Annotated in this window: 21 protein-coding genes; 11 read left to right on the plus strand and 10 right to left on the minus strand. The window is 68.2% G+C overall.

All coding sequences use genetic code 11. The features are described 5' to 3' along the window. The first annotated feature begins 15 nt into the window (after window positions 1–15). The 4 genes from ABEA07_RS18765 to ABEA07_RS18780 are packed head-to-tail and all read left to right on the plus strand — an operon-like array spanning window position 16 to window position 4,746. The gene (locus ABEA07_RS18765; protein ID WP_345539726.1) at window positions 16–2,610 is read left to right on the plus strand and encodes a DUF2169 family type VI secretion system accessory protein; all 2,595 of its coding nucleotides are present in this window, start codon (window positions 16–18) and stop codon (window positions 2,608–2,610) included. Beyond that, window positions 2,607–3,656 carry a pentapeptide repeat-containing protein gene (locus ABEA07_RS18770; protein WP_345539727.1) on the plus strand — a complete coding sequence of 350 codons (1,050 nt, stop codon included), beginning with the start codon at window positions 2,607–2,609 and terminating at the stop codon, window positions 3,654–3,656. Before ABEA07_RS18765 ends, ABEA07_RS18770 begins: the two co-directional genes overlap by 4 nt. A gap of 20 nt (window positions 3,657–3,676) precedes the next feature. Then, window positions 3,677–4,342: a DUF3540 domain-containing protein gene (locus tag ABEA07_RS18775; protein WP_345539728.1), complete on the plus strand. Its 666-nt coding sequence runs from the start codon at window positions 3,677–3,679 to the stop codon at window positions 4,340–4,342. Window positions 4,343–4,350: 8 nt separating this feature from the next. Further along, entirely contained in the window at window positions 4,351–4,746 is a 396-nt protein-coding gene (locus ABEA07_RS18780; RefSeq protein WP_086924807.1) for a DUF4150 domain-containing protein, read from the plus strand. A gap of 1,076 nt (window positions 4,747–5,822) precedes the next feature. Here the strand turns inward: ABEA07_RS18780 and ABEA07_RS18785 are convergent. Then, window positions 5,823–6,422 carry a hypothetical protein gene (locus tag ABEA07_RS18785; RefSeq protein ID WP_345539732.1) on the minus strand — a complete coding sequence of 200 codons (600 nt, stop codon included), beginning with the start codon at window positions 6,420–6,422 and terminating at the stop codon, window positions 5,823–5,825. Window positions 6,423–6,488: 66 nt separating this feature from the next. On the opposite strand from ABEA07_RS18785, the gene tagH reads away from it, so the two are divergent. Together tagH and ABEA07_RS18795 are read left to right on the plus strand one after the other, a co-directional pair. Next, on the plus strand, window positions 6,489–8,108 hold the full coding sequence (tagH, locus tag ABEA07_RS18790) for a type VI secretion system-associated FHA domain protein TagH (RefSeq protein WP_345539733.1): 1,620 nt from the start codon (window positions 6,489–6,491) through the stop codon (window positions 8,106–8,108). Window positions 8,109–8,143: 35 nt separating this feature from the next. Next, a complete protein-coding gene (locus ABEA07_RS18795; protein WP_345539734.1) occupies window positions 8,144–8,908 on the plus strand; it encodes a PP2C family protein-serine/threonine phosphatase in 765 nt (254 codons plus the stop codon). A 143-nt stretch (window positions 8,909–9,051) separates the two neighbouring features. Here ABEA07_RS18795 and ABEA07_RS18800 read toward each other — a convergent pair whose 3' ends face one another. The 4 genes from ABEA07_RS18800 to tssA form a co-directional block, all read right to left on the minus strand. Continuing rightward, entirely contained in the window at window positions 9,052–9,537 is a 486-nt protein-coding gene (locus ABEA07_RS18800; RefSeq protein ID WP_345539735.1) for an Hcp family type VI secretion system effector, read from the minus strand. A gap of 124 nt (window positions 9,538–9,661) precedes the next feature. After that, window positions 9,662–11,152: a type VI secretion system contractile sheath large subunit gene (tssC, locus tag ABEA07_RS18805; protein ID WP_345539736.1), complete on the minus strand. Its 1,491-nt coding sequence runs from the start codon at window positions 11,150–11,152 to the stop codon at window positions 9,662–9,664. A 34-nt stretch (window positions 11,153–11,186) separates the two neighbouring features. Then, window positions 11,187–11,705 carry a type VI secretion system contractile sheath small subunit gene (gene tssB / locus ABEA07_RS18810; RefSeq protein ID WP_345539737.1) on the minus strand — a complete coding sequence of 173 codons (519 nt, stop codon included), beginning with the start codon at window positions 11,703–11,705 and terminating at the stop codon, window positions 11,187–11,189. 64 nt (window positions 11,706–11,769) lie between these two features. Next, window positions 11,770–12,810: a type VI secretion system protein TssA gene (tssA, locus tag ABEA07_RS18815; protein ID WP_345539738.1), complete on the minus strand. Its 1,041-nt coding sequence runs from the start codon at window positions 12,808–12,810 to the stop codon at window positions 11,770–11,772. Between the two features lie 133 nt (window positions 12,811–12,943). Between tssA and tssJ the strand changes: the two genes are divergently transcribed. Beyond that, window positions 12,944–13,474 (plus strand): type VI secretion system lipoprotein TssJ, encoded by a 531-nt coding sequence (gene tssJ, locus ABEA07_RS18820; RefSeq protein ID WP_345539739.1) that lies wholly within the window; start codon window positions 12,944–12,946, stop codon window positions 13,472–13,474. A 9-nt stretch (window positions 13,475–13,483) separates the two neighbouring features. On the opposite strand, the gene ABEA07_RS18825 is transcribed toward tssJ, so the two are convergent. Beyond that, window positions 13,484–14,599: a type VI secretion system protein gene (locus tag ABEA07_RS18825; protein WP_345539741.1), complete on the minus strand. Its 1,116-nt coding sequence runs from the start codon at window positions 14,597–14,599 to the stop codon at window positions 13,484–13,486. Between the two features lie 22 nt (window positions 14,600–14,621). Further along, a complete protein-coding gene (locus ABEA07_RS18830; protein WP_345539743.1) occupies window positions 14,622–15,950 on the minus strand; it encodes a DotU family type IV/VI secretion system protein in 1,329 nt (442 codons plus the stop codon). A 247-nt stretch (window positions 15,951–16,197) separates the two neighbouring features. On the opposite strand from ABEA07_RS18830, the gene ABEA07_RS18835 reads away from it, so the two are divergent. Continuing rightward, complete coding sequence (locus ABEA07_RS18835) at window positions 16,198–16,878, plus strand: response regulator (RefSeq protein ID WP_345539744.1); 681 nt, start codon at window positions 16,198–16,200, stop codon at window positions 16,876–16,878. A 328-nt stretch (window positions 16,879–17,206) separates the two neighbouring features. Beyond that, complete coding sequence (locus ABEA07_RS18840; protein ID WP_345539745.1) at window positions 17,207–17,950, plus strand: hypothetical protein; 744 nt, start codon at window positions 17,207–17,209, stop codon at window positions 17,948–17,950. Here the strand turns inward: ABEA07_RS18840 and ABEA07_RS18845 are convergent. From ABEA07_RS18845 to ABEA07_RS18855, 3 genes are all read right to left on the minus strand, one after another. After that, entirely contained in the window at window positions 17,940–20,384 is a 2,445-nt protein-coding gene (locus ABEA07_RS18845) for a CHASE2 domain-containing protein (protein WP_345539747.1), read from the minus strand. The genes ABEA07_RS18840 and ABEA07_RS18845 overlap by 11 nt on opposite strands. Window positions 20,385–20,411: 27 nt before the next feature. After that, the gene (locus ABEA07_RS18850; protein ID WP_425584155.1) at window positions 20,412–21,536 is read right to left on the minus strand and encodes a FecR family protein; all 1,125 of its coding nucleotides are present in this window, start codon (window positions 21,534–21,536) and stop codon (window positions 20,412–20,414) included. 160 nt (window positions 21,537–21,696) lie between these two features. Then, the gene (locus ABEA07_RS18855; RefSeq protein ID WP_345539749.1) at window positions 21,697–22,491 is read right to left on the minus strand and encodes a response regulator transcription factor; all 795 of its coding nucleotides are present in this window, start codon (window positions 22,489–22,491) and stop codon (window positions 21,697–21,699) included. A 313-nt stretch (window positions 22,492–22,804) separates the two neighbouring features. On the opposite strand from ABEA07_RS18855, the gene ABEA07_RS18860 reads away from it, so the two are divergent. Beyond that, window positions 22,805–24,031: an ESPR-type extended signal peptide-containing protein gene (locus ABEA07_RS18860; protein WP_345539750.1), complete on the plus strand. Its 1,227-nt coding sequence runs from the start codon at window positions 22,805–22,807 to the stop codon at window positions 24,029–24,031. Further along, window positions 24,028–24,603 (plus strand): YadA-like family protein, encoded by a 576-nt coding sequence (locus ABEA07_RS18865; protein ID WP_345539751.1) that lies wholly within the window; start codon window positions 24,028–24,030, stop codon window positions 24,601–24,603. The genes ABEA07_RS18860 and ABEA07_RS18865 overlap by 4 nt, the downstream gene beginning before the upstream one ends. Window positions 24,604–24,608: the final 5 nt, after the last annotated feature.

The raw sequence follows: 24,608 nt of genomic DNA on the forward strand, positions 1-24,608 counted from the left end.
AGGCAGTCGGCACGCATGCAAGTCATCAAGCCCCAGGCGCTCGGCCTGTCGACGCGCCCCATCGAATTCCGCAAGCGCTTCGGCCTGTGCGTCAGTGCCTTCCTGCACCTGCCCTTCGAGCAGGGCGAGCGCGGCGCCTTGTGGGCGGAGCAGTCCATGTGGACCTTCCTGGCTCGGGAGATGGTGCAGCCGATGATCGACGAAGGCGTGTCCAAGCTCACGCCCGAATTCCTGGTGCATGGCCATGCCTGGCCGCCGGCCGGCCAGAACGCCTGTGCCGTGCGGGCCCGCGTGGGCGGGCGAGAGAAGACCGTGCTGGTCTTCGGCGACCGCATCTGGCAGGGCGATCGACCGGGCGCACCAGCGCCTTTCAGATCGATGCCGCTGGACTGGTCGCGTGCCTACGGCGGCCCCGATGTCGCGGCGAACCCGGCCGGCCGCGGCCGCCAGATGCGGGATGGCGTGGTGTTGCTGCCCAACCTCGAACTGCCGGGCGACCGCCTGCGGCACCCGGGCCAGGCCATCGCGCCGGCCGGCTTCGGCGCGCTCGACCCGATGCATCCCCAGCGCGTGGCCTACCGCGGCACCTACGACGCGAGCTACATGGAGCAGCATGCGCCCGGCTTCGCGCCCGACACCGACTGGCGCTACTTCAACCTGGCGCCGGCCGACCAGTGGATGGAGGCGCCGCTGGCGGGCGACGAACCCTTCTCCTTCCAGCACATGCACCCCACGCGACCGCACATCGAAGGCCGCCTGCCCGGTCTGCGCGCGCGCGTCTTCGTCGGCTATGCCATGCCCGAGGGCGAATCCAAGGTGCGCGAGGTGCCGCTGCGGCTGAGCACGCTGTGGTTCTTCCCGCATGCCGAACGCTGCATCGCCATCTACCAGGGGCTGGCCGAAATCGGCACCGACGATGCCTCGGATGTGGCCAGCCTGCTGGGCGCCGTCGAGCGCCTGGGCCGGGTGCGCGACGATGCCTACTACCTGGATGCGGCTGCGCGCCGCTCGCACCCCTCGCTGGGCGCCGTCTATGCGCTGGTCGACAGCGACCTGCTGCCCGAAGGCATCTCGACGGCCGACCCGGCGGTGGAGGAGGCCAAGGCCCCCTTCGCCATGGAGGGCTTGCAGGGCAAGGCGCAATACCGGCGTGCCGAGCTCGACGTCGAGATGGCGCGCGAGAAGGTGCGTGCCATGGGGCAGGACCCGGATGCGCTGGGCATCCGCATGAAGCCGCCCCAGCCGCCACGGACGGGCGAGGACCTGCCCGCCTACCTGGAGGCCAGGCTCGAGGAAGCGCGGGCGCAGCAATGGGCCGCGGTGGACGACGCGCTCACCGCGCTCGAGAAAGGCCTGGCCCTGGCGGCCGCCAAGGGCGTGCCGCTGTCGGAGCTGGGCCATCGCGGGCCGCCGCTCTTCAATGCGCAGCTGCAACTGGCGCAGATCCAGGCCGCGTCCAAGGACCTGCACCCGCCGCTCGACCTGCCGCCGCTGCTGAGCAAGCTCCACATGCTGCAGGAAACGCATCGCAGCGGCTACCTGCAGGCCGCGCACCTGCAATCGCCGGCCCATCCCATGCCCGCGGAGGACGCGGCCGCCTTGCGCGACGAGATCGCGCGCGGCGTGGCGGCGGGCATCCGCTGCTTCTTCGGTGCCGACTTCACCGGGGCCGATCTCTCCGGCCTCGATCTGCGTGGCGTGGACTTTCGCGATGCCTGGCTGGAAAGTGTGGACTTCCGCGGCGCCAACCTGTCGGGCGCCAGATTCGAGCGCGCCGTGCTCGCGCACGCGAAGCTGGAGGGCGCGACAGCCATCGGCACGGACTTCCGCAAAGCCAACCTGGGCCGGGCCCGGCTGGCCGGCGCGGTGTTCGACGACGCCGACTTCAGCGATGCCGTGTTGATGCGCTGCGGCTTCGCCGGCACGCAGGCAAGGCGCGCGCGCTTCGTCAAGGCCAACCTGCTCGAAACCACCTGGGGCGAGGCCGACTGGAGCGAAGCCGACCTGGAAGGCCAGACCTTCTACAAGCTCGACCTGCAAGGCATGCGCTGGCCGGGCGCGCGGCTTCCGTCCTGCAACTTCATCGAATGCGAGATGGCGGGGCTGGACATGCGCGCGGCGGTGCTGGAAGGCACGACCTTCGTGACCTGCCGGCTCGATGGCGTGATGCTGGGCGGCGCGAAGGCGGCCGGCGCGGTGGCGGTCAAGGGGTGCAGCCTGGCGAAGGCGGAGCTCGGCGAGGCCGACCTGCGGCGGTTCAATTTCGGCGGCAGCGAGCTGGGCGGTGCGCGGCTGGTGCGTGCGCAACTGTCCGGCGCCAACCTGTCCGGCGCCCGACTGCGCGGTGCCGACCTGCGGCTGGCCGCGGCCCAGGGCGCGCTGCTGCGCCGTGCGGACTGCCAGGGAGCCAATCTCTCGGGCGTGGACCTGCGCGGCGCGATCCTGCAGCATGCCGACCTGCGCGGCTGCGACCTGCGCCGCGCCAACCTCTTCGGCGCCGACCTGGCGCGGGTGCGGCTGGACGGCGGCACCCGCTTCGACGGCGCGCTGCTCACGCGCGCGCGCACCTGGCCGCGCCTCACGCGCGAGCAGCAGGAGGCGTTGCCATGACGCCGCTGCTGCTGACGCTGGCCGTCTCCATGGGCGAGACGATCGAGGGCAAGGACCTGAGCAAGGGCGCCTTTGGGCGCCTCGGCCTGGGCGGCGGCGTATTCACCCGCGTGAACCTGGCCGAGGCCGACCTGCGCGGCGCCGACCTGCGCGAAACCGTGTTCGACCAGTGCGATCTGCGCGGTGTCCTGGCCAGCGATGCGCAGATGCGCCGTGCCGTATTCAACCGCTGCCTGCTCGACCACGCCGACCTGCGCCGCTGCGACCTGCACGGCGCGGTGTTCGCCGAGTGCGACCTCGTCCATGCGCAAATGGCCGACGCGATGCTGGCCATGGCCACTTTGTCCAAGTGCAAGCTCGACCACGCGGTGCTGCGCGGGGCCTGCCTCGATTCGGCGGTGCTGAGCCAGTCCTCCCTGCTCGACGTGTGCCTGGACGACACCAGCTGGCAGTACACCACCACCAGCGAGTGCGACCTCTCGCGGCTCACCTGGGCCGGTTCGCGCATGCTGCGCAACAGCTTCTTTCGCACCTCGTTGAAGGGCAAGTCTTTCGATGGCCTGCGATTGGAAGGCAGCCAGTTCTCCTACGCCGAGCTGTCCGGTGCGGACTTCAGCGGTGTGGGCCTGCGGCAGTGCAACTTCCAGGGCGCGCAGATCGAGGGGGCGCGTTTCGTCCAGGCGGCCGCGCCGGCTTCGCTCTTCTGCGAGGCGAGGGGCGGCGGCGTGGACTTCAGCGGCGCGGACCTGCGCCAGGCCCTCTTCACCGGCGCGCGCCTGCCCCGCGCGCGCTTCAACGGCTGCCAGTTGCACCAGGCGCATTTCGCCGGCGCTGTGCTCGGCGGCGCGCAGCTGCAAAAGGCCGACCTGAGCTATGCCGACTTCCGGCATGCCGACCTGGCCGGTGCCGACCTGCGCGATGCGCGCATGACACGCACGGTGCTGCACGGCAGCCGCACCGACGAGGCGCAGATGAGCGACCGCGCGAGCGCACTAGAGACCGATCCGGAGTTGCAAGCGGCCGAGCGCTGGCAGCCCGTCACATGAATATTTCGACGAGGTAGATCATGAGCGATCCCCTTCCTTCCACCGTTCCTGCCCGCAGGCGGCGCCGTGCGCAGGGCGCCGATGCGGCTCCCCTCGCCGGCACCTGGTGCGTCGGCACGGTGACCGAGGCCGAAGGCGGCACGCTCGTCGTGCGAAGCGGCAGCCTGCGCCTGCCGGCCACGCGTGCTGCGAGCTGTCTGCTCGCGCCGGCGGCGGGCGACAGCGTCGCCTGCCTGCGCGTGGCGCCGCAGCAGACCTGGGTGCTCGCCGTGCTCCAGCGCGAGGAGGGCGTGCCGCAGGTGCTGCGCTGCGAGGGCGACACGCGGCTGGAGGTGGTGGGCGGCACCCTCGCGCTGAAGGCGCCGTGCATCGAGCTGCGAACCGAGCTGCTGGACGCCAGCGCGCGCCGCACCACGCTGGCCACCGACAGCGCCGACGTGGTGGGGCGGCAACTGAACCTGGTGGCCTCGCGCATCAAGCTGGTGGGCTCGCTGCTGTCGACCGTGGTCGACCGGGTGCAGCACTTCAGCAAGAACTACCTGCGCCACACCGAAGGCATGGACAAGGTGAGCGCCGCGCACGTGGACGTGCAGGCGCAGCAGCTGATGCGGCTGGAGGGCGAGCATGCGCTGGTCAACGGGCGCGAGCTGATCAAGGCGCGCGGTGCGCAAATCCATTTCGGGTGAGGACCTGCATGTTCGCGAACTGCCAGATCATGGGCACCGACATGGGCTTTCCCGACGTCTGCATGACGCCGGCCGCGCCGTCGCCGATCCCGGTGCCTTACCCCAACATCGCCATGGGGCCGATGGCGATCCCCAACTGTCCCAACATCCTGGTGATGGGCGGGCCGGCCCACAACCTGGGCACCACCATTCCGATGACCAACGGCGACAACGCCGGCGTGCTGCTGGGGGTTGCCTCGGGTACGGTGATGGGGCCGAGCCGTCACCTGACCGGCGCCTTTACCGTGCTGCTGCAGGGCATGCCGGCGACGCGGCTGACCAGCAGCTCGCTGCAGAACAGCACCAACTGCCCGGGGGTGCGCACGGTGCCGAGCCAGACCTTGCTGGTGTTGCTGGCGCCATGAGGCATCTTGTGGGGGGCTTGGATGTGTTGCGCGCTTTTGCTCTGGGGCCACGCGGGACTTTGTTTTGGCCTTGTTGGGTGGTTGGGGTAGGAGCCTTGAATTTGGCTCTTGGGCCTTTGTTTTGGCCTTGCTTGTTGTGTGGCGCAGGAGCCGGGAATTCGCCCCGGCGGGCGAGTCACTTTCTTTGTCTCGCCAAAGAAAGTAACCAAAGAAAGGCGACCCCACTGTGCGCGTCCCTCCGCTTCGCTACGGGCAACCTGCGGTGCTCGCGCAACCGGCCCCGCCGCAGAACTCGCTACGCGCCCTTCGGGCGCTACGCTCAAACAGCTGCGGCGAGTCAGATCACGAAGCACGCCTGTCCTTCGGCAGGCGTGCGGGCCGGTTCCACTGCGCTCCTCGGCACGCACAGAGGGGAGTGGGTCGGGCCATCGCTGCGCTCGGCCACCAACGGCTCGCTGCGCTTCGCGGAGAGTGGCGCGAGCTATAGCTTGCTCCAGTTGACGAAGCCCCCGGCGCGTGAGCTGGCGCAACGTGTGAGAAGACCCGCAACACACGCCTTCCCATCCCCCACACAAGTACGCGCCATGGCGCGTTGGAGTTCCATCCCCTCTGCGCGTGCCGAGGAGCGCAGTGCATCCGGCCCGCACGCCTGCCGAAGGACAGGCGTGCTTCGTGATCTGACTCGCCGCAGCTGTTTGAGCGTAGTGAACGAAGTGAACGCAGCGAGTTCTGCGGCGGGGCCGGATGTGCGAGCACCGCAGGTTGCCCGTAGCGAAGCGGAGGGACACGCGCAGTGGGGTCGCCTTTCTTTGGTTACTTTCTTTGGCGAGACAAAGAAAGTAACTCGCCCGCCGGGGCGAATTCCCGGCTCCTGCGCCACACAACCAGCAAGGCCAAAACAAGGGCTGCAGGAGCGAATTCCCGGCTCCTGCGCCACACAACAAGCAAGGCCAAAACAAAGACCCAAGAGGCAAATTCAAGGCTCCTGCGCCAAACAACAGGCAAGGCCAAAACAAAGGCCCAGGCGGCGATCTCCCGGCTCGTGCGCCCCCCAACAAGCAAGGCAGAAACCAGGACTACGACTTGCGCATGTCCCATTCGCGAGCCATGTCCTCCCTGCCGGGAACCGCGCGAAAGTAGCGCGCCGGATTGCGCCGCCAGTCCGCCCGCAGCACGCGCTCCGCAAACTGCTGGATCTCGCCCATCGACCCATCCACCGGCCGCTCTCGCTCGCGCCCGTCGGTCGTGACCTCCTGCACCTGCCCGTCCTGAAAGCGCACGCGCATCACCAGCGGCTTGGCCACCGGGTAGTAGCAGCGCTGGCCGCTGTAGACCCCTTTGATCTCTTCGCCCGAGACCAGCACGATGTCGTACTCGAGCAGGTTCGACTTGGCGTCGTTGCCCGGGCCGTAGCGGCAGCGCGCCACCACCTGGGAAATCTCCTTCAGCCATTGGCGCGCGTGCTCGCCCGCCTGTGGCAGCAGGCCGGGGCGCTGCGCCGGGTCCATGCCGGCGATCTCGCGGGCGATGGCGCCGTTGATCAGCGCCACCAGCTTCGGGTTGGGCATGTCGCCGGGCTGCTCGGGCGTGCGGCCGGTGCAGGCAGAGAGGTAGGCAGCGAGCGACGCCAGGATCATGATGTGGACCTTGCCGTTCAGCATGGGAGATCGAAGCATGGCAGCCATTAAACGATCGATCGAGGTCCGTTCTCAAGCACGGCCCGGCGCGCGTGGAGGTATGACGTGATCCGCATCGCTGTCGTGTCCCACCAGGGCGCGCCCGCGCCGCGCACGCTGGCCGCGCAGTTCGGCGCCGATGGCGGCACCATCGGCCGCGCGACCACCAATGCGCTGGTGCTCGACGACCCCGAACGCACGGTGTCGCGTGTGCATGCGCAGGTGCTTTGCCGCGATGGACGTTTCTTCATCATCGATCGCGGCAGCAACCCGATGCTGTGCAACGGGCGACCGCTGGGTGCGGGGCATGAGGCGGCGCTGTCGCAGGGCGACCGGCTGGTGATCGGAGGGTTCGAGCTGGCGGTGGAAATGGCCGCCTCTGAGCCGGAGGCGAGCGCGCGCGCGCCGGCGGCGGCCCGCCCGGCCGCGGTGCCGCCGACCGACGACGATCCCTTCGCGGACCTGCTGGCCGGGCTCGGGCCGGTCGCACCGGCCCCGTCGCCGGCCGCGGCTGCGCCGTCGGTACTTTCGGCCGGGGCCTTCGCCGATCCGCTCGGCGGCGGTGGTGCTGCCGCGCCTTCGGTCGACGACCCCTTTGCGGACCTGCTGGGGCCGGCGCCCACGCCCTCGCCTGCGGCGAGAGGCCCTGCGCAAGGCCTGCCGCTGGACGACTTCTCGGACCTGGGGGTGGCGCCGCCCAGCGCGCGGGCGCGGGGCATCGACGATCTCTTCGGCACCGGGGCGGGCGGCGGCGGCGATCCGCTCGCGATGTCGCCGCTGGCCGATCCGCTGCACCAACCCAACACGGCCTCGGCCTCCGACCCGCTGGCGGCTTTCCAGCGTGTTCAGGCGCCGGCGGCGGCGCCCCGCGGCGACCACCTGCAGATCGGGCAGTTCGCCTATGCGCCGCCGCGCGAGGCCGTGCCGATACCAGCGGCGCCGAAGTTCGACGACATGACCGGCGAGCCGCTGCGCGGAGCCGCCGAGCCGCAGCGGGCCGCGTTGGCGGCGTCGGTGTCCGCGCCGGTCGCCGCGCCCGTGTCGGTCTCGGTATCCGTGTCCACGCCAGTATCCGCCCCTGCGCCGGGCGCGGCCGCCGACGCGTTGCTCGCCGCCTTTCTGCGCGGCCTGGGTAGCACGCACCAGGCCCCTTCGCAGCTCACGCCGGAACTGATGGAGCGCATCGGCGTCCTGTTGCGTTCGGCGACGGACGGCACGCTGCAGTTGCTGCTGGCGCGCCAGACGCTCAAGCGCGAGGTGCGTGCCGAAGTCACGATGATCGCGGCCCAGGCCAACAACCCGCTCAAGTTCTCGCCGACGGCGGAGGTGGCGCTGGCGCACCTGCTGGGCCCCGGCATGCGGGGCTTCATGCCGGCCGAGGCGGCGATGCGCGATGCCTTCGACGACCTGCGTGCGCACGAGTTCGGCGTGATGGTCGGCATGCGCGCGGCGCTGGCGCATGTGATCGAGCGCTTCGCGCCGGCGGAACTCGAGAAGAAGATCGCAGCCCGTTCGGCGCTGGACAGCCTGTTCGCGGCCAACCGCAAGGCCAAGCTGTGGGATCAGTTCACTGCGCTGTACGCCAGCATCGCCACCGAGGCGGAGGACGACTTTCATGCGCTGTTCGGCAAGGCCTTCCTGCAGGCTTACGAAGAACAGATGCAGCGCCTGAAGTCCGGCAACTGACGGCAGGCAAGAGCAACAACAACGGGGAGAGGACCGTGGAAATTGAGATCGTCACCTTGTCCAGACAGGGCGGCCGCAGCTACAACGAAGACGTCTTCGGGCAATGGAACGACGGGCAGTTCGTGGCCTGCATGGTGGCCGACGGCGCGGGCGGGCACGGCGGCGGCGACGTGGCCGCGGCCATCGTCCGCAGCAGCCTTCTGGAAGGCTTCGCGGCGCGGCCGGGTCTCGACGCCGGCCTGTTGCGCGCGCTGATGGAGCGCGCGAACCACGCCATCGTCGCGCGCCAGGCCGAGGGCGGAAAGCTGGCGGCGATGCGCTCGACGGCGGTGCTCGCGGCGATCGACCTGCACGCGCACCGGATCGCCTGGGTCCATAGCGGCGACAGCCGGGCCTACCTGTTCCGCGGCGGCGCGCTGGTGACGCGCACCGTCGACCACAGCCTGGTCCAGCAGATGGTGGCCGGCGGCATGCTCGACGAAGAGGGTGCGCGGGTGCATCCGCAGCGCAACATGCTGCTGTCGGCCCTGGGCTCCGAGCAGGAGCCGCCGGAGATCACCGTCTCGGCGAGCATGCCGCTGGCCGTGGGCGACGTGCTGCTGCTGTGCAGCGATGGCCTCTGGGAGCCACTGGGCGACGAGGTCCTGCGGGAGACCCTGCAGACCTCGCGGGACGCCAGCCACTGGGTCGAGCAACTCGACGCGCAGGTCAAGGCCCGCGCCAAGCCAGGCCACGACAACTACACGGCGCTGGCCCTGTGGGCGCGCGAGGATGACGATACGACGCGCCCCATGCCCTGAACACAACGCCGCCGCCCCCTTGAACCCTGCCAAGCGAAGCGCAGGCCGTTCGGGAGACACCGCGGAACCGGCTTTGCCGGGCCGCTGGTGTCGCCCCCTTGAGGGGGGAACGGGCTACACGAAGTGAGCAAGCAACGGGGGGGTCATCCATACGCCACGTTCTCTGCGATGTTCCATGCGGCGGTCTTGACGCCTTCGCCGCCACCCTTCTTGGTCTGCGGGTCGTATTCGAACTTCACCTTGGCGAAGTTGAGCGTCACGTTTTCGGTCAGGCGGTCCTCGCCGCCGCTGCCGCCGGTGCTGATGCTGGTGACGATCAGGTCTTCCATCGTGATCTTGATGTACTCCAGCGGGTCGTCGCCGGCCTTGCGGACCACCAGCACGGCCTTGTCGTAGTGGGTGCCCTTGCAGCAGGCCAGCAGCAGCGCATGCGATGCCGAATCCACGTACTTCGTGAAGGATAGGTCCTGGACGTTCACCTTGCCGGCACCACCGCCCTGGCCGACGTGCGTGGTGCCGCTTTGGGAGGCGCCCCAGCTCCAGGCCAGGACATCGATGTCTTTCTTGTGCTTGGCATCGGAGGATTCGCCGTCGACGCTTCCGATCTTGATGAACATGTCTACTGCCATGATGAACACCTTTCAGTTGGGGGGTGGGTGAGGAATCCGGCGCTTCCCCGCGTTCCTGCGGGGAGCTCCCTGGCGAACGATGCGGGTTTCTGCTTCTGAAAGCCTTGCGGACTTGATGGCGGATTTATTTCTTGCCGGAAGGCAGTTTCGAGACCAGCCGCAGCGACACCGTGAGACCTTCGAGCTGGTAGTGCGGGCGCAGGAAGAACTTGGAGGTGTAGTAGCCCGGATTGCCTTCCACCTCCTCGACCACGACCTCGGCCGCAGCCAGCGGCTTGCGTGCCTTGGTCTCCTCCGAGGAGGTGGAGGGGTCGCCGTCGACGTAGTTGGTGATCCACTTGTTGAGCCAGCGCTCCATGTCGTCCCTTTCCTTGAAGCTGCCGATCTTGTCTCGCACGATGCACTTGAGGTAGTGCGCAAAGCGGTTGCAGGCGAAGAGGTAGGGCAGGCGGGCCGCCAGGTTGGCGTTGGCGGTGGCGTCCGGATCGTCGTATTCGGCCGGCTTGTGCAGCGACTGCGCCCCGATGAAGGCGGCGAAGTCGGAGTTCTTGCGGTGGATGAGCGACAGCAGCCCGGCCTTAGAGAGCTCGGCCTCGCGCCGGTCGCTGATCGCGATCTCGGTCGGGCACTTCTGGTCGACCCCGCCGTCGTCGCTCGGGAAAGTGTGCAGCGGCAGGTTCTCGACCGCGCCGCCGGACTCGATGCCGCGGATGCGCGAGCCCCAGCCGTAGAGCTTGTAGGAGCGGTTGATGTTGGTGGCCATCGCGTAGGCGGCATTGGCCCAGGCGTACTTGTTGTGGTCGGCGCCGGAGACGTCTTCCTCGAAGTCGAACTCCTCCACCGGGTTCGTCTTGGCGCCGTAGGGCGTGCGGGCCAGGAAGCGCGGCATGCACAGGCCGATGTACTTGGAGTCGTCCGACTCGCGCAGGCTGCGCCAGGCGGCGTATTCGGGCGTGGAGAAGATCTTGGTCAGGTCGCGCGGGTTGGCGAGCTCCTGCCACGACTCCATCTGCATCAGGTTGGAGCTGGCGCCGGTGATGAAGGGTGCGTGGGCCGAGGCGGCGATCTTGGCCATCTCGCCGAGCAGTTCGACATCGGGCGGGCTCTGGTCGAAGTGGTAGTCGCCGACGATGGCGCCGAAGGGCTCGCCGCCGAACTGGCCGTATTCCTGCTCGTAGATCTTCTTGAACATCGGGCTCTGGTCCCAGGCCGCACCCTTGAACTTCTTGAGCGTCTTGTGCAGCTCCTTCTTGGAGATGTCCATCACGCGGATCTTGAGGTTCTCGTCCGTCTCGGTGTTGTTCACCATGTAGTGCAGGCCGCGCCAGGCGCTCTCGAGCTGCTGGAACTCGGCGTTGTGCAGGATCTGGTTGACCTGCTCGGTGAGCTTGCGGTCGATGGCGGCGATCATGGCCTGGATCGACTGCGTGACGTCCTTGCCGATGACCTGGGTGTTGGCCAGCGCCTGCTGCGCCAGCGTGAGGACCGCCGACTCGACGGCGCTCTTGGCTTCGTCGCTGCGGGGCTTGAACTCCTTCTGCAGGAGCGATGCGAAGTCGCTTCCTTCGTAGGCAACGTCCTTGAGTGCGCTCTGCTGCTCGAGTGCTTCGGCCATGGTTGTGACTCCTCGTGTTCGGGTGGTGCGGACTTCAGGCTGCCGGGGCGCTGCCTTCTTCGGCCGGCTTGGCGCTGGCGGCCAGGGTCTTGAGCAGCTCGGGGTTGTCGAGCACCTTGGCCAGCAGCTCCTCGGCCCCGCCCTTGCCGTCCATGTAGGTCACCAGGTTCGACAGCTGGTTGCGGGCCTCCAGCAGCTTGTTGAGCGCCTCGACCTTGCGCGCCACGGCCGCCGGGGAAAAGTCGTCCATGTTCTCGAAGGTGATGTCGACCTTGAGTTCGCCCTCGCCGGTCAGGGTGTTGGGGACCGAGAAGGCGGCGCGCGGCTTCATGGCCTTCATGCGCGAGTCGAAGTTGTCGACGTCGAACTCCAGGAACTTGCGGTCGGCCACGGGTGCCAGCGGATCGGCCGGCTTGCCCGAGAGATCGGCCAGCACCCCCATCACGAAGGGCAGCTGGACCTTCTTCTCCGCGCCGTACAGCTCCACGTCGTATTCGATCTGGACCCGTGGCGCCCGGTTGCGGGCAATGAACTTCTGGCTGCTCTTGGACATGGATGAACTCCTTGCGGGGTGGAATGTCGATGGATGCGGGCGCGCAGCGGGATCGGCGGGCGCCTCACTCGCTGGACGCCTGCCGGCCGGTGACGGTCTCGATGGTGTCGAGTGCGTTCGGCGCGAGGTCGGCCATGATCTCCAGGAAGCTCACGCCGATCAGCTTCTTGGCGCGCGCGATCAGCAGCGGCGCCGGGTTGCCGGGCTCGGATTGCTCCAGGTAGCGGATCACGCGGTCCAGCGTCTGCAGCACGTCCTGCCGGCTGCGCAGTTCGCCCGGGGCCGCTGCGCGCGCGGGTGCACCGCCGGCGGTTGCGCCGTCGGCGCCTTGCGCCTCCGCGGCCGGGTCGCCGGCGGGGTCGGTGCTGCCGGCGACCGCGGCGCAGGCCTTCTGGATGACCTGTCCGACGCTGCGCAGTCGCGCGAGGTCGACACCGTTGATGCGTCCGCTGCGGTCGTCGAGCAGCAGCTGAAGGGCGGAGACCCGCTCCGGCACGTCCATGGCGGCGCGCAGCACGTCGGGGTTCTCGGCATGGATGGCCTCGAGGCCGCCCTGGATCTCCGACGGGGACAAGGTCGCCTCGCCGCCCAGGGGCGCCATCGCGTTGTGGGCGATGGCGACGTCGCGCACCCGGATCGGCCCGATGCCGCGCGCCACGCCCAGCGGCGCGTCGTACAGGTCGCGCAGCACCATGCCGTCGTCGGCCAGCGGCGCGAGTGCATTCAGGCGCATGGTCGGGTCGTTGTCGTCGTCCGCATCCAGCTTTGGATGTATGCCGTCCCAGTAGCGGTCGAGCAGGCCGGACAGCAGGCGCAGGCCGAGCAGAAAGCCGTTCAGGCCCTGCATGCGGGTGCTGGCGCGCAGCAGCAGCACGGCCGGCCGCACGTCCTTGCTGCGCCGGAGCAGGGCTTGCGCCTGCTCGCTGACCTCGCGCCACTCTGGCTCGACCGCAGGAATCACGGTGTCGCCGAACTGCTGCTCGGGCTTGCCCTGCGCGGCGGTCTCCAGCGCGATGAAGGCGGGGTCGTACTCCAGGTCATCACCGCACGGCGAGCCCTCGCTGACGGGCGCTTGCAGTGCATCGACGAGTTCGGGTGTCAGCATGTGGCCTGGTTGGATGGATGGGGTCTGCCGGCGCGGGTGTTCACCTCTGCCCTCCGGCCGATTCCATCTGTCGGCAGACGCTGGTGATAATCAAAGATGCCCTCGGACGGGTCAATGCAACGAAGGGAATAGCATGAGCAAGCCCGGTACACGCCGTTCGTCCTATGGACGCCTTCGCATCGCGGGGCGCCGCCGCGTGCTGTCCGGGCTGGGTCTGCTGGCGGCCGGCGTGCTGGCCGCCGGCTGCGCCAAGCCGCCGCCGCCTCCGCCGCCGCCCGTGACCACGCCGGTGGCGATGACGCTGGTGGCCGGGGCCGACGCCAACCCTGACGCGCGCGGCCGGGCCTCTCCGCTCACCGTGCGTGTCTATGCGCTCAAGACCAGCAGCGCCTTCGAGTCGGCGGACTTCTTCTCCCTGTTCGAGAAGGACCAGGCCACGCTGGGCGCGGACATGGCGCAGCGCGAGGAAGTGCTGCTGCGGCCCGGCGACAGCAAGAAGCTCGAGATGGTGCTGGCCGCCGACATCAAGGCGATCGGCGTGATGGCCGCCTACCGAGACCTCGACCGCGCACGCTGGCGCGAGGTGAAGGTGGTGGAGCCGGGCAAGGCGCTGGTGCTGACCACGAACTTCGGCGCGCGGCAGATCCGGATCGAAGCCAAGTAACTTCAAGCATCAGCGGGCGAGGGGCTGGTCGGCGGGCAGGAAGCGCTGGAACAGGTCCTGGATGAAGGTGGCCTCGTCCTCCTGCGTCGGTCCGGCCACCAGGTAGAGGCCGCGCCAGCGCACCTGCGTCCGCGTCTGCGCATGCGGATGTGCATGCGTCGGCGCAGGCCCGAAGAGATGCTGTGCGGCCCTGCGAAGCCCGGGCTGCAGCGCGCGCAGTTGCTCGATGAAGACATGGATCGCCTGGCGGCGCGCCGGGTCGGGCTCGACGCGCAGCAGGCCCATACGCAGCGCGTGCAAGCGCTGGATCAGCGGCTCGAACAGCGCGTCGAACAGCGCGTCGAACCGCCCCGTGGCCGGCACGCCCTCGGGCAAACGAAAACGATGGCCGAGCGCCTGGGCGCGTGCCGGGGCGGGCAGGGCGGCCCGCAGCACCGCGTAGCCCGGCAGCCGCTCCAGGCCGGTCACCAGCAGGTAGACAGGCAGGTGCAACTGCAGCAGCCCGGCCGCTTCCTCGATACGCTGGCGCAGCTGTCGGGCATCGGCGGCCAGGCGCTCGTCGTTGGCCAGCAGGCCCGCCGCACTGATGCAGACCACCATGCCATTGAGTGGCAGGCGTTCGCGCTGATCGGCCAACGCCAGCAAGGCGTGCAGCCACAGGCCGCGCGAACGCGGTGCGGCGGCCTCTTCGTCGGCGTCGGCTGAGGCCTCGATGGCCACCATCGCCGGCAACAGGTGCCAGCGCCAGTACGCCGGGGCTGCGCCGGTCTCGTGGGCGGGCCCGGCATCGCGCGGGGCGGCCGCCAACAGGGCCGGCAGGCCGCCGTCTTCACCGCCGATGAAGAGCAGCCAGGGCAGGTCGTAGAGCGGATGGTGCAGGCCGCGCAGGGGCGCCCTGCGCAGCAGCGTGTCGCGCATCTGCAGGGCCGCGGACTCGGTGGCGGCGACGGCGGCGTGGAACGCCGCGTCCGTGGGCAGCTCCAGTGCCTGGATGCGTTGGCGCAATGTGCGCCGCCGCGCCGAGTGCTGCGCACCCAACATGAACCACCACAGCGCCCACAGGCCCGCCATGCACAAGAACAGCAGCAGGCCGTAGTGGGTGGGCAGCGGATGCGGCGCGTTCATGGCGCTCGCCGTCTGGCGGGGCTCATCGGGCGACGGTCTCGAGAAAGGTGTAGTCGGCAATCGGCCGGCCCGCCGCCTCGTTCTGCGCCAGGCTCTCGCGCAGGCGCTGCAGGTACGCCGAGGCGAGTTCGAAGGGCGGCGCGCCGGCCGTGTCCTGCAGCGGAACGCTGGACGACAGGGCGGTGATCAGCACCGTGCCGAAAGGCGGGCTCACCAGCCAGCTCGAGGGGATGTCGCGGCCCAGCTCCACGGCCTCGGTGGGCCGCAGGCGCGGCAGGTTCTGGCTGGCATCCAGATGCATGACGGCACCGTCGGCCGTGTAGTAGTCGACCCGGACATAGCCCTCCTGATCGGCCTGGGTGACGCGCACCAGCACCGGATCGCCCTCGCGCAGCCGGCCCTCGTGCGCGCCCGGCACGCGCACCCCGAGCGGTTGGCGCAAGGCCTGGTTGCGCGCCTGGAAGGGCTTGAGGATGGCGACAACCTCGCAATGCGGCCAGATGCGAAGGCGCAGATCGAAGCGGGCCGTCTCGGCACCTGGAATGGCGCGTACCTCGCGTTCCGCGCGGGCCATGTCCTCCGGCGCCGGGACGAAGCCGCTGACGCGCAGCGAGCCGTCGCGTTCCGCGGCAGCCGTCAGGTCCGCGCAGGCGATGGCCTGCAGCCGCAGCTCCACCTGCTGTGCCAGCGTGGGGGGGCTCTCGCGCGGGCCGGCCAGCATGGCCCACAGCAGATAGATCAGCGGGATCAGCAGCGCCAGGGCGCCGGCGGCGCGCAGCAGGGCGCGCTCGCGGCGCTCCGGCACGCGCGGCGCCGGTGGGTCGGGCGTGCCATAGGGCTGGGGCGTGATGCGCTCCTCGGCCAGTGCCTGGAGCGCCAGCGGCGCAACGGGCAACTGGCGGCCGTGCAGATCCTTCAGCTTGCCGAGTTCGCCGCTGTCGTCGTTCTCGAAGTAGTACTGGCCCTTGAAGCCGTGCACCAGCGCGTGCCAGTAGACCTCGCGCACCTCGGCCTCGTCCGGCCCCAGGGCCGAAAGGTGGTGGAAGAACTCGCTGTGCGCGTTGTTGGAGTTGAAAAGCTGCACCTGCAGAGGCGCCGCGCCGCTGGTGCTCCAGCCTGGATGGCGCGCGATCAACTCGTCGAGCCAGGCGACCACAGCGAAGGAGGCCGATTCGATGTGTTCGCTGGTGCTGCCGGCGTCCCGCGCCGCCGCACGGGCCTGCGCGATCAGGCCGAGTGCGCGGCGCTGTGCCGCATCGGGCGGCAGAACGACGCGGCCGCCTGCGATGGCCGCTTCCAGTTCGAGGCCGAACGAGAACAAGGCGCTGAAGCAGTCGAACAGCCGAGCCATGAAACGCTCGCGCTATTCTTCAGTGGCGACGGGAGATTTGGGCCTGCTGCACTGGCACATGCCGATGTCCCCGCGTTGTCGTTGAAGGTCGGATCGATTCTTTCAACCCACCTGGGGCCTCGCCATACCGCTTGGGGACTATGTCGTTCGGGCGGCCGGCGAGCCTTGCTGCGCTTGGCGATCGACGTTATCTTTGGTGCTACTGTCGAGTGTTGCGCTTGACTACGTTTTTTATTTGGGGCATGCCATGAAAATTCTGATCGCCGACGACCACCGGCTCGTCATCGAGGCGGTCAAAGCCAAGCTGTCGGAGATCGAGCCGGGCATCGAGTTCGTCCTGGCGATGAGCGTCGACGAACTGCTGGCCTGCGCATCCGACGACATCGACCTGGCGGTGATCGACCTCAACATGCCCGGCGCCGACGGCCAGGCCCACGTGGAGGAGATCCGGCGCCGCCATCCGGCCGTGCCGGTGATCGTGCTCTCCGGCTACGAGGATCCGGCCATCATGCGGGCGGCGCTCGAGCGCGGTGTGCTGGGCTTCATCCCCAAGGCCTATTCGCCCGAGGTGATGCTGTCGGCCGTGCGCCTGGTGCTGGCCGGTGGCGTCTACGTCCCCCCCATGCTGCTGTCGGCCGTGCCGCCCGGCGTCACGGCCGGGGCGCCCCCGGGGGCCGGAGAAGCGGCGCAGCGTGCCTCCTCCGCCGCCACCGCCCAGACGCTCGAACACCTGCGGACCGTGCTCACGGAGCGCCAGGTGGAGGTGCTGCAACTGCTGTCGCAAGGCAAGCCCAACAAGCTGATCGGGCGCGCGCTCGGCATCAGCGAGGGCACCGTGAAGATCCACCTCGCGGCCATCTTCCGCGCGCTCAACGTGCGCAACCGCACGGAGGCGGTGGTGGCTGCGCAATCGCTCACCGAGGCCTGAGCCTCCGATTGCGTCCAAGCCGCCCCATGCGCAGGGGCGGCTGACTGCTGTTCGCCGCGCGCCGCTCGCCGCTGCTGCTTGCCGGGACGCCCCTTTTGCGAACAAACCAGGATCTCGACGTCGCACGGGTTAATCCTGATCAATTGTCGCGGCTGCGCCATATGCCTTGTCGCGCTCGGCACCATTGCAAACCTTAAGTCTTAACACTGTGCAAGGCGATCCAGAAGTGCCGTGTCACGGCCTTCCCCGGGCGCCATGCCCATTCTTGGAGCGCGATGCTATGCCAGTCGGTGAGAGCCAGAGTCGACGTGTGGTGGTGATTGATCCCGTGCTTCGTTCCCGCGAGCACCTGCGCCGCGCCATCCGGGCGCTCGGCCATGCCCCATTGGTGTTCAACGACATCGAGGAGCTGCTCCCTCTGCGCGAGGGCCTGCCGCGCTGCGCGGCCGTGTGCCTGGGCCTCCCCCACTACCCGGCTGACCTGCAGGCTTGGGTGCGCGCCGCCAGGAACGTGGTGACGAGCGGCGTGCCGATGCTCTTTCTGACCCGCGAGAATCCCTTGAAGGCCCCCGGCTCCCTGCGCTGCGCCGAAGGCGATCTGGTGCTTGCCGCGCCGACCTGCTTTGCGGACGTGCACAACGGACTGCAGGCATTTTTCACGCAGCATGCAATCCCCTGCGGCTCCACGGGCCTGGCATGGGGGGGCTATCGCTTCGTTCCGTCGAGGGAGTCCGTCGTTTTCGACGACATCGAGATCCACCTGCGGCCGCTGGACTTCGAACTGGCCCTGGAGTTCTTCCACAACACCAACCGCGTGCTCTCGCGCGACTGGCTGCGTTCCATGGCCGCGGGCGTGGTCCCCGAAGCCGGTGGCCGCTGGTTGGATGCCTCCGTGGCGCGCCTTCGCACCCAACTCGGATTGGCCACCTTCGAGGGTTGCGAATGGCAGCTCAGCAGCATCCGCTATGGCGGATTCAAGCTCAGCCGCACCCACGGCAGGAAGACGGCTCAGCCCGTCGCGATGCCGGAAAGCATGCCGCAGCGCGAACCGTACTCCGCGCTCAGCGGCTGAGTTGCGCCGCGACACGCGGTCCGCCCTCACGGCCTCCTCTGTCCGACTCGAACTGCGTGTCGTCGGGACTGAGCGGCAGGCCGATCAGGAAGGTGGTTCCCGCGCCGGGTGCGCTCATCACCTCGAGCCAGCCGCCGTGGCGCGCGATCACCGTGCGCACGATCGTCAGGCCAATGCCCCAGCCATGGCCTGCCTCGATATCGGCGCCGGGCTTCGACTTGCGTTTTGCTTCGCGGGTCATCAGTTCGCGGACCCGGTCCGCATCCATCCCGCTGCCCTCGTCCTGTACCGAGATCACCACCTCGCCATGGAGCGAGGTGGCATCGGGGTTCGCTTCCATGCAGACGTGAAGACTGGCGCCGGGTTGGCTGTGGCGGATCGCGTTGTTCAGAAGATTCACCACCCCACGTGTCAGCAGTGGCGCGTCCGCCCAGATCTTGCCCTCCACCGTGCCCAGACGCGGCGCCACGGACAGGCCGCGTGCGTGGGCCGTGGCCCAGATCGCATCGATGGCATCGATCACCACCGAGGCTGGTTCGGTTTGCATGAAGTTATACGCCCTCGACTCCGCCTCCAGTGTGTCCATGAAGTTTTCCACCAGCCGGATGGTGCGGCGTGCCTCGCGGCCGATGCCCTCGACCACTTGCTTCAGGTCGCCACCAGGGGCTCCATCGGCATGGAGCGCCAGCAGGCTGAGGATCGACACCTGCGGACTGCGCACGTCGTGGGAGAGAAAGCTGAACAACTGCTCGCGCTCGCGCTGCGCCTGGCGCTGCGCGGTGATGTCGTTGAGTACGACCACCCATGCCCGCAAAGACTCCCCCTGCGTTGCTGACTCGTCGAGCGAGGCCGCTCGCAGGGTGAAGATGCTGCCCTGGTCGGTGGTGTATTCGTGAGCCATGGCGTTGTCCCAGATGGTCCCCGACCGGCTCTGCGCCGCTCGCGGTACCTCGATCTTCGCCCTTCGCAGGCGCGCAATCAGTTGGGGCAAGTTGACGCCCTGAAGCCGATCGACGCTGGCGCCTCGCCGCAGCATCAGGCCTGTCGAGGACAGCGAGGGTTGAGGTGCCAGGAGCTGCTGCGCTGCCGCGTTGCTCTGGCTGACGACGCCGTCCGGACGGCAGATCAGCACCGGTACCGGCAAGGACCACATGCCCTGGGTCAGCAGCGCCTGAAGCCGCGTCAATCGTTCGATCGCGAGATCCAGCGTGTTGGTCCGGCGCTCCACCGAATCCAGCGCCACCGGTTGCAGGGGGAGCGGTGGCTCGAAGGCGCCGGCCGGCACCGCGTTCAGCCGCTCCGCTCGCTCGCGGAAGAACAGCAGCAGCTCGCTCATGCGGCGCCAACTCCAGAGGACGTAGGCCGCCGCCACGCCACACAACGGCGACGCGAACGGCAGTGCAATGCGCCCTTGCACCAGTGCGAGGTAGTTCACCCCGATGCACAGTCCCGTCACCGAGAAGGTCCATGCCAACGAGTGGCTGGCGTTCAGAAGATACAACAGCAGCGCGAGCCAGATCGGCACCGAGATCCACAGCACCCGCCGCCAGTCCGTCGGCACCTCGATGGCCCGGTCATGCAGCAGTGCATCGAGCGCGTTGGCATGCACCTCGACGCCCGGCAGGTTGGTTTGCGCGCCAATGCCCGCGACCGGCACCGTGTCGCCCAGCGCTGCATCGGCGAGCGCGCCGATCAGCACGAACTTGCCCCGCACCAGTTCGTCGCTGAAGTTGCCATACAGGATGTCCAGGTACGACACCGTGGGATAGCTGCCTGCGGCTCCCGCGAAGTCGATGCCGAAGCGGCCGCGCCGCACCGACCGACTGCCCGGCTCCTCTCCGATGTGAGAAGCCGTTACCGGCCTCCCGGGCTCGCCGGCCATGACCAGGCCCAGATAAGGCCAGATCTCCTGCGCCGAGCCTTCCCACCGCCAGATGCCGCGCACGAACCCGTCGGCATCCGGCGTCGCGTTGGCATGGCCCACGCCGCGCGCCGCCTTGGCCAAGGCAAGAGCAGGCGACTTGAACGAGGGCTCTCCGTCTGGACCTGCCGCGTAGTCCAGCGGAAGGTAGACCGGCAGCTTGGCCATCGCCGAGGTCAGCGCCTGGTCCTGTGCAGGATCGGAAGATGACGTACCGAGGAAGAGATCCAGCAGCACCGCTTTGGGCTCGTGTGCGGCCAACTGTTCGAGCAGCAGCGCATGGACCGACCGAGGCACCGGCCAGGGACCCAGGGTTTCCAGCGTCCGCTTGTCGATGCCGACGATCAGGATGTCACCCGACGGCGGTTGCGCGCTGTCGAACAGCATCCGGTCATAGACGGCCGCGTTGGCCTCCACCAATCCGGGGCGTCCATCCAGCCAGACGATGGCGGATGGCAGCAACAGCAACATCAACATCCATTCGATCAGATACCGACGGCGCAATCGCTGCATGACTCCACCCGAAAGGGGCTCCCCGGTTCAAGGGGGAGGAACTTCGAAGCTGCCTCCCCATACGGTTGGCGACGACGACTCTCCCTCTGCTTGCTCGCGGCTTCGCCAGTAGTAGCGCGCAGGCCCTTGAAGGGGGCCGACCGACACGCCGCTTGCAAAGGCGCCCGATGTCGTCACCAGGGGCGACGCGAAGTCCGGCGTTGTGGCGAGCTCGAACACAGTATGGCCCGGCCTTTGGCGCGTCGTCCAGCGTATATCCCAGCGGCCACCGCCGGCGGACTGGGCCTCGCTGGTCATCGGCGCCTGCATCGGCGCCACGAAGGTCACGCCTTCGCTCGGGCGGCCCTCGAGCCCTTGCGCGTCGATTGCGGCGATTCGCGTGTGATAGAAGCCCGTGTCCAGCGGCTCCGTCAGCGTCTGCAGCGCGAACTGCGGCAACTGCCCGCGCGACTCTGCGGCCAGCTGCAGAAAACTGGAGTCGTTCGCCAATTGCAACCGGTAGGCGGCCGCGCCGGGCACCGCCTGTGCCTCCACCGTGTTTCGATCATGCGACACGCGCAGGACGGGCGGTGGCAGAAGGTCTCGCACTTCCAGCGCGGCATTTCTTGCACCAAGCGCAATGCCTTCGCGCGCGCCGACGTCCGTGCTGCGCCCTGCTCCATCCAGTTCCGTCACCCGCACCAGGCCGTCCAGCACTTCCAGGGCCTCGGCGCCGCCTTCGGCCCGGGCGCGGAAATGCGTCCCCTTCACGCCGAGGGCGTAGGTGCGTGTGCGGATCTCGAATTCACGCTCCCTTTGCTTTTCCACATGGGACTCGATGCTCCCGCCACGCAAGCTCAGGCGCGTGTGCCGACCATCCGCTTCCGTCAGTTGCGCCGAACTGTTCGACGGCATCACCACCCGGCTGCCATCCGAGAAGCCCACGGTCACGAAGCCGTTGCGCCCGGTGCTGAGCACATCCCCTGGCTCGAGGAGGGCGCCCGCCGCTACCGCCTGCTCCGGCTCGTGCGCACGCTGCATCAGCACGCTGCCCGCGACATGCAGCACCACGGCCCGGCTGCCGAGCTTCAGCCATTGGCCCACTTTCAGGCGCTCGGGCACTGGCACCGCGTTCGTCCGCTGGAGCTCCGGCCAATGCAAGGGCGAGTTCATGAACTTGTCAGACAGCCCCCACAGCGTGTCTCCACGTCTTACCTGATACGCCCCTTCAGGCGGCGCTGACAGCGCTTGCGCCTGCTGGCCCTGTGCGGATAGCGACGCCGCAAGTCCGACCAGGCACAAGGCCGCGGCCCTGCGGTGCATGAAGGCTGGCCTAGCCATCTTCGTTGTCAGCCATGCCGCTGGCCGCACTGTCCGGCATCGAAGTGCCTTCGTCTTCGTTTTCGCCCTCTATCAGCCGCTCCAGACGGTAGCCGCGTCCGTACACCGTCTGAAGGCGAAGCCCGCTTGCACTGTGCAGACCCAGTTTGCTGCGCAGCCGGTAGATGTGGCTGTCGAGCGCGCGTGAAGGCATTTCCATGCCGTGCACCCCCAGCTTCTCCAGCAGATAGGCACGCGAGACGGGATGGCCCATGTGACGGAACAGCGCCAGGGCGAGCCGGAACTCCCGGTCCGTCAGCGGGATGCGCGTCACCACCCCATCGTTCCCCTTCAGATGCACGCACAGATTCGCCTGGTCGAAACGCCATTTGCCGAAGCGCTCCTGCTCGGCCGCGGCCGCGAGCATCGGTTTGCGCGCCAGCAACCGGCGGATGCGCGCGCACAGCTCCATGGTGCGGAAGGGCTTCACCACGTAGTCGTCGGCCCCGATGCCCAGCGCGCCCGCGACGTCACGCTCCGCGCTGCGCGAACTCAGCATGATCACCGGCACGTCGCTCTTCTGGAAGCTGCGCAGCCAGTGGAGCAGTTCAACGCCGTCGAGATCGGGCACGTTCCAGTCGAGCACCAGCAGGTCGAAGGTTTCCTGACGCAGTGACTTGCGCAAGGCCTCGCCCTTTTCGAAGGGGACACAGGTCACGGTTTCGTCCCCTGTGTCGAGCCCGCGCTTGAGCGCGTGAACGAGGAAACCCATCTGGGTCGGATCGTCGTCGAGTACTGCGATGCGCATGATGCCTCGTCTTTACGGTGCAAGAAGATGGGCTTGCATTCTTCCTCTTTTTTGAGCAGGCAATCTCGCAAATTGTCGCGCTCTTGAGGCGGGTGCTGTCAGTTTTCACGCTGGATGCCGCTTCGTCGTCGTCCAGCGCTGCGCCTCTTCTGCTTGCGTATTCTGATCAATTGTCGCGTCAGCCTCGCGCGGCAAGGGCCGTCCGGCACGATCCGGCCCCTACAGGAGCAGGGCGTGCGCGTCGCGGAGGGGCGTGCCTGCTGCATCGAAGGGAACACCCTTCTTCCATCGCCGCAAAAAGGACATCAGCAGCATGAACAAGTCATACCGCACCGTTTGGAACGAGGCCCTCGGTGCATGGGTTGCCGCTTCGGAAATCACCAAGGCGAGGGGGAAGAGGAGCCGGTCGGCGAAGACAGTGGTGGCTGCGGCGGCTGTCACGGTGTGTGTCGCGATGGGGGGGGCATCCGATGCTCTGGCATTGACGCTCGGCAACAGCGCCAGCGCCGCCAACGACATCGACTCAACGGCGATTGCACCAAACAACTGCTTGTCGCAGGCGCGCGCCGGCGAATCCGCAATCGCCATCGGCTGCGGCACCTTGATAAACACGGGTACGCCTGTGATCCAGGACATCGGTCGGGGCCCGGAAGATATTGCGGGTACGGGTACTGCCACCTTTGCAGTGGGGGTCGGAGCCGGGTTGTCGAGCGGGTCGGGTGCCACCAACATCGTGATCGGCAGCAACGCCTCCGCGACGGCGAGTTTGGGGCCCGGCGCCAACGGCGACCAAATTGCGATCGGCAATGACGTGCATGTCATTGGGCTCGATTCGACAGCGATTGGCTCGAACATGAGGGTGTTCTCAGGAGGCTCCATTGCCATTGGGAACAATGCTGGCGGCGTCCTGGACGACCAGTCTTACGGTTCTATCGCGATCGGATTGGCTTCGGCGGTAAGCAACAAGTCGCCCAATGCGGTCGTGTTGGGTGCCAGTGGGGGGGCTAGTTTCGCTTCGGGGGCAACGGCGATCGGTGCCGGTGCGCGAGTCAACGGTGCCAACGACATCATCAATGCGAACAATGGCACTGCTGTTGGCGCGAATGCCAACGTGACTGCCGGTGACGGCACGGCGGTGGGCGCCAGTGCCGGTGTAACGGCCAGTGCTGGTACGGCTGTTGGTGCGGGAGCAACGGTCTCAGACGTCGGGGGTTCGGCACTCGGGCATTTTGCCAGTGCTGCCAAAACTGCGGTGGCCATCGGTGAGCTCGCCTTGGCGAGCGGCACAAGCGCCATCGCTGTAGGCAATGGCGCGCAGGCCAGCACAGGACGCTCCAGCATCGCCATAGGATCAGGAGCGATCGCAGCATCTCCGGACACAAAAGGTGATCAGCTTGCTTTGGGGCGTTCCTCTGAAGCGACAGGCACACATTCGATTGCAATAGGTGGGTTGGCCCACGCGAGAGCATTGGAGACAGGGTCACCAGCACCGGCGGCGTTGCCCTCGGCGCCGGCGCCGTCGCCGACCGTGCGGGCATGAACGGCCAGCGCGAGGCGGTGTCCGGCGTGGCCGTCAGCTCCACGCAGGGCGCGGTGTCCGTGGGCAGCCCGGGCAACGAGCGGCAGATCACCAACGTGGCCGGCGGTACGGCCGACACCGATGCCGTCAACGTGCGTCAACTGCGTGCGGTGGCGGTGGAGGGCAGTGTCCGCTACGACACCAACCAGGACGGCACCACCAACTACAGCAACGTGACCCTGGGCAACGGCCAAGCGCCGAACGGCACCCGGATTTCGAATGTCGCCCCCGGCATCGCCGGGACCGATGCAGCCAACGTGAATCAGGTCAACCAGGTCCGGGGTGAGCTCAACGCAGTCAAGCGAAACGCCTATGCGGGCGTGGCTGCGGCAATGGCCACGCAGATGCCCGGCACCTATGTGCCGGGAAAGACGGTCATGCGGGTGGGCGCAGCAGTCTACAAGGGCGAGCCCGCCATGGGTGTGAGCCTGCGTCGCACCGCGGAGAACAACGCGTGGAGCCTCACAGGGGGTGTCGGCATGAGCAGGGGCGGTGTGGCCGCCACGGTGGGCGCAGAGTGGGTTTTCAACTGATTCGA

The organism is Variovorax defluvii (assembly GCF_039541515.1).
In the GTDB taxonomy this organism is placed as follows: Bacteria; Pseudomonadota; Gammaproteobacteria; order Burkholderiales; family Burkholderiaceae_C; genus Variovorax; species Variovorax defluvii.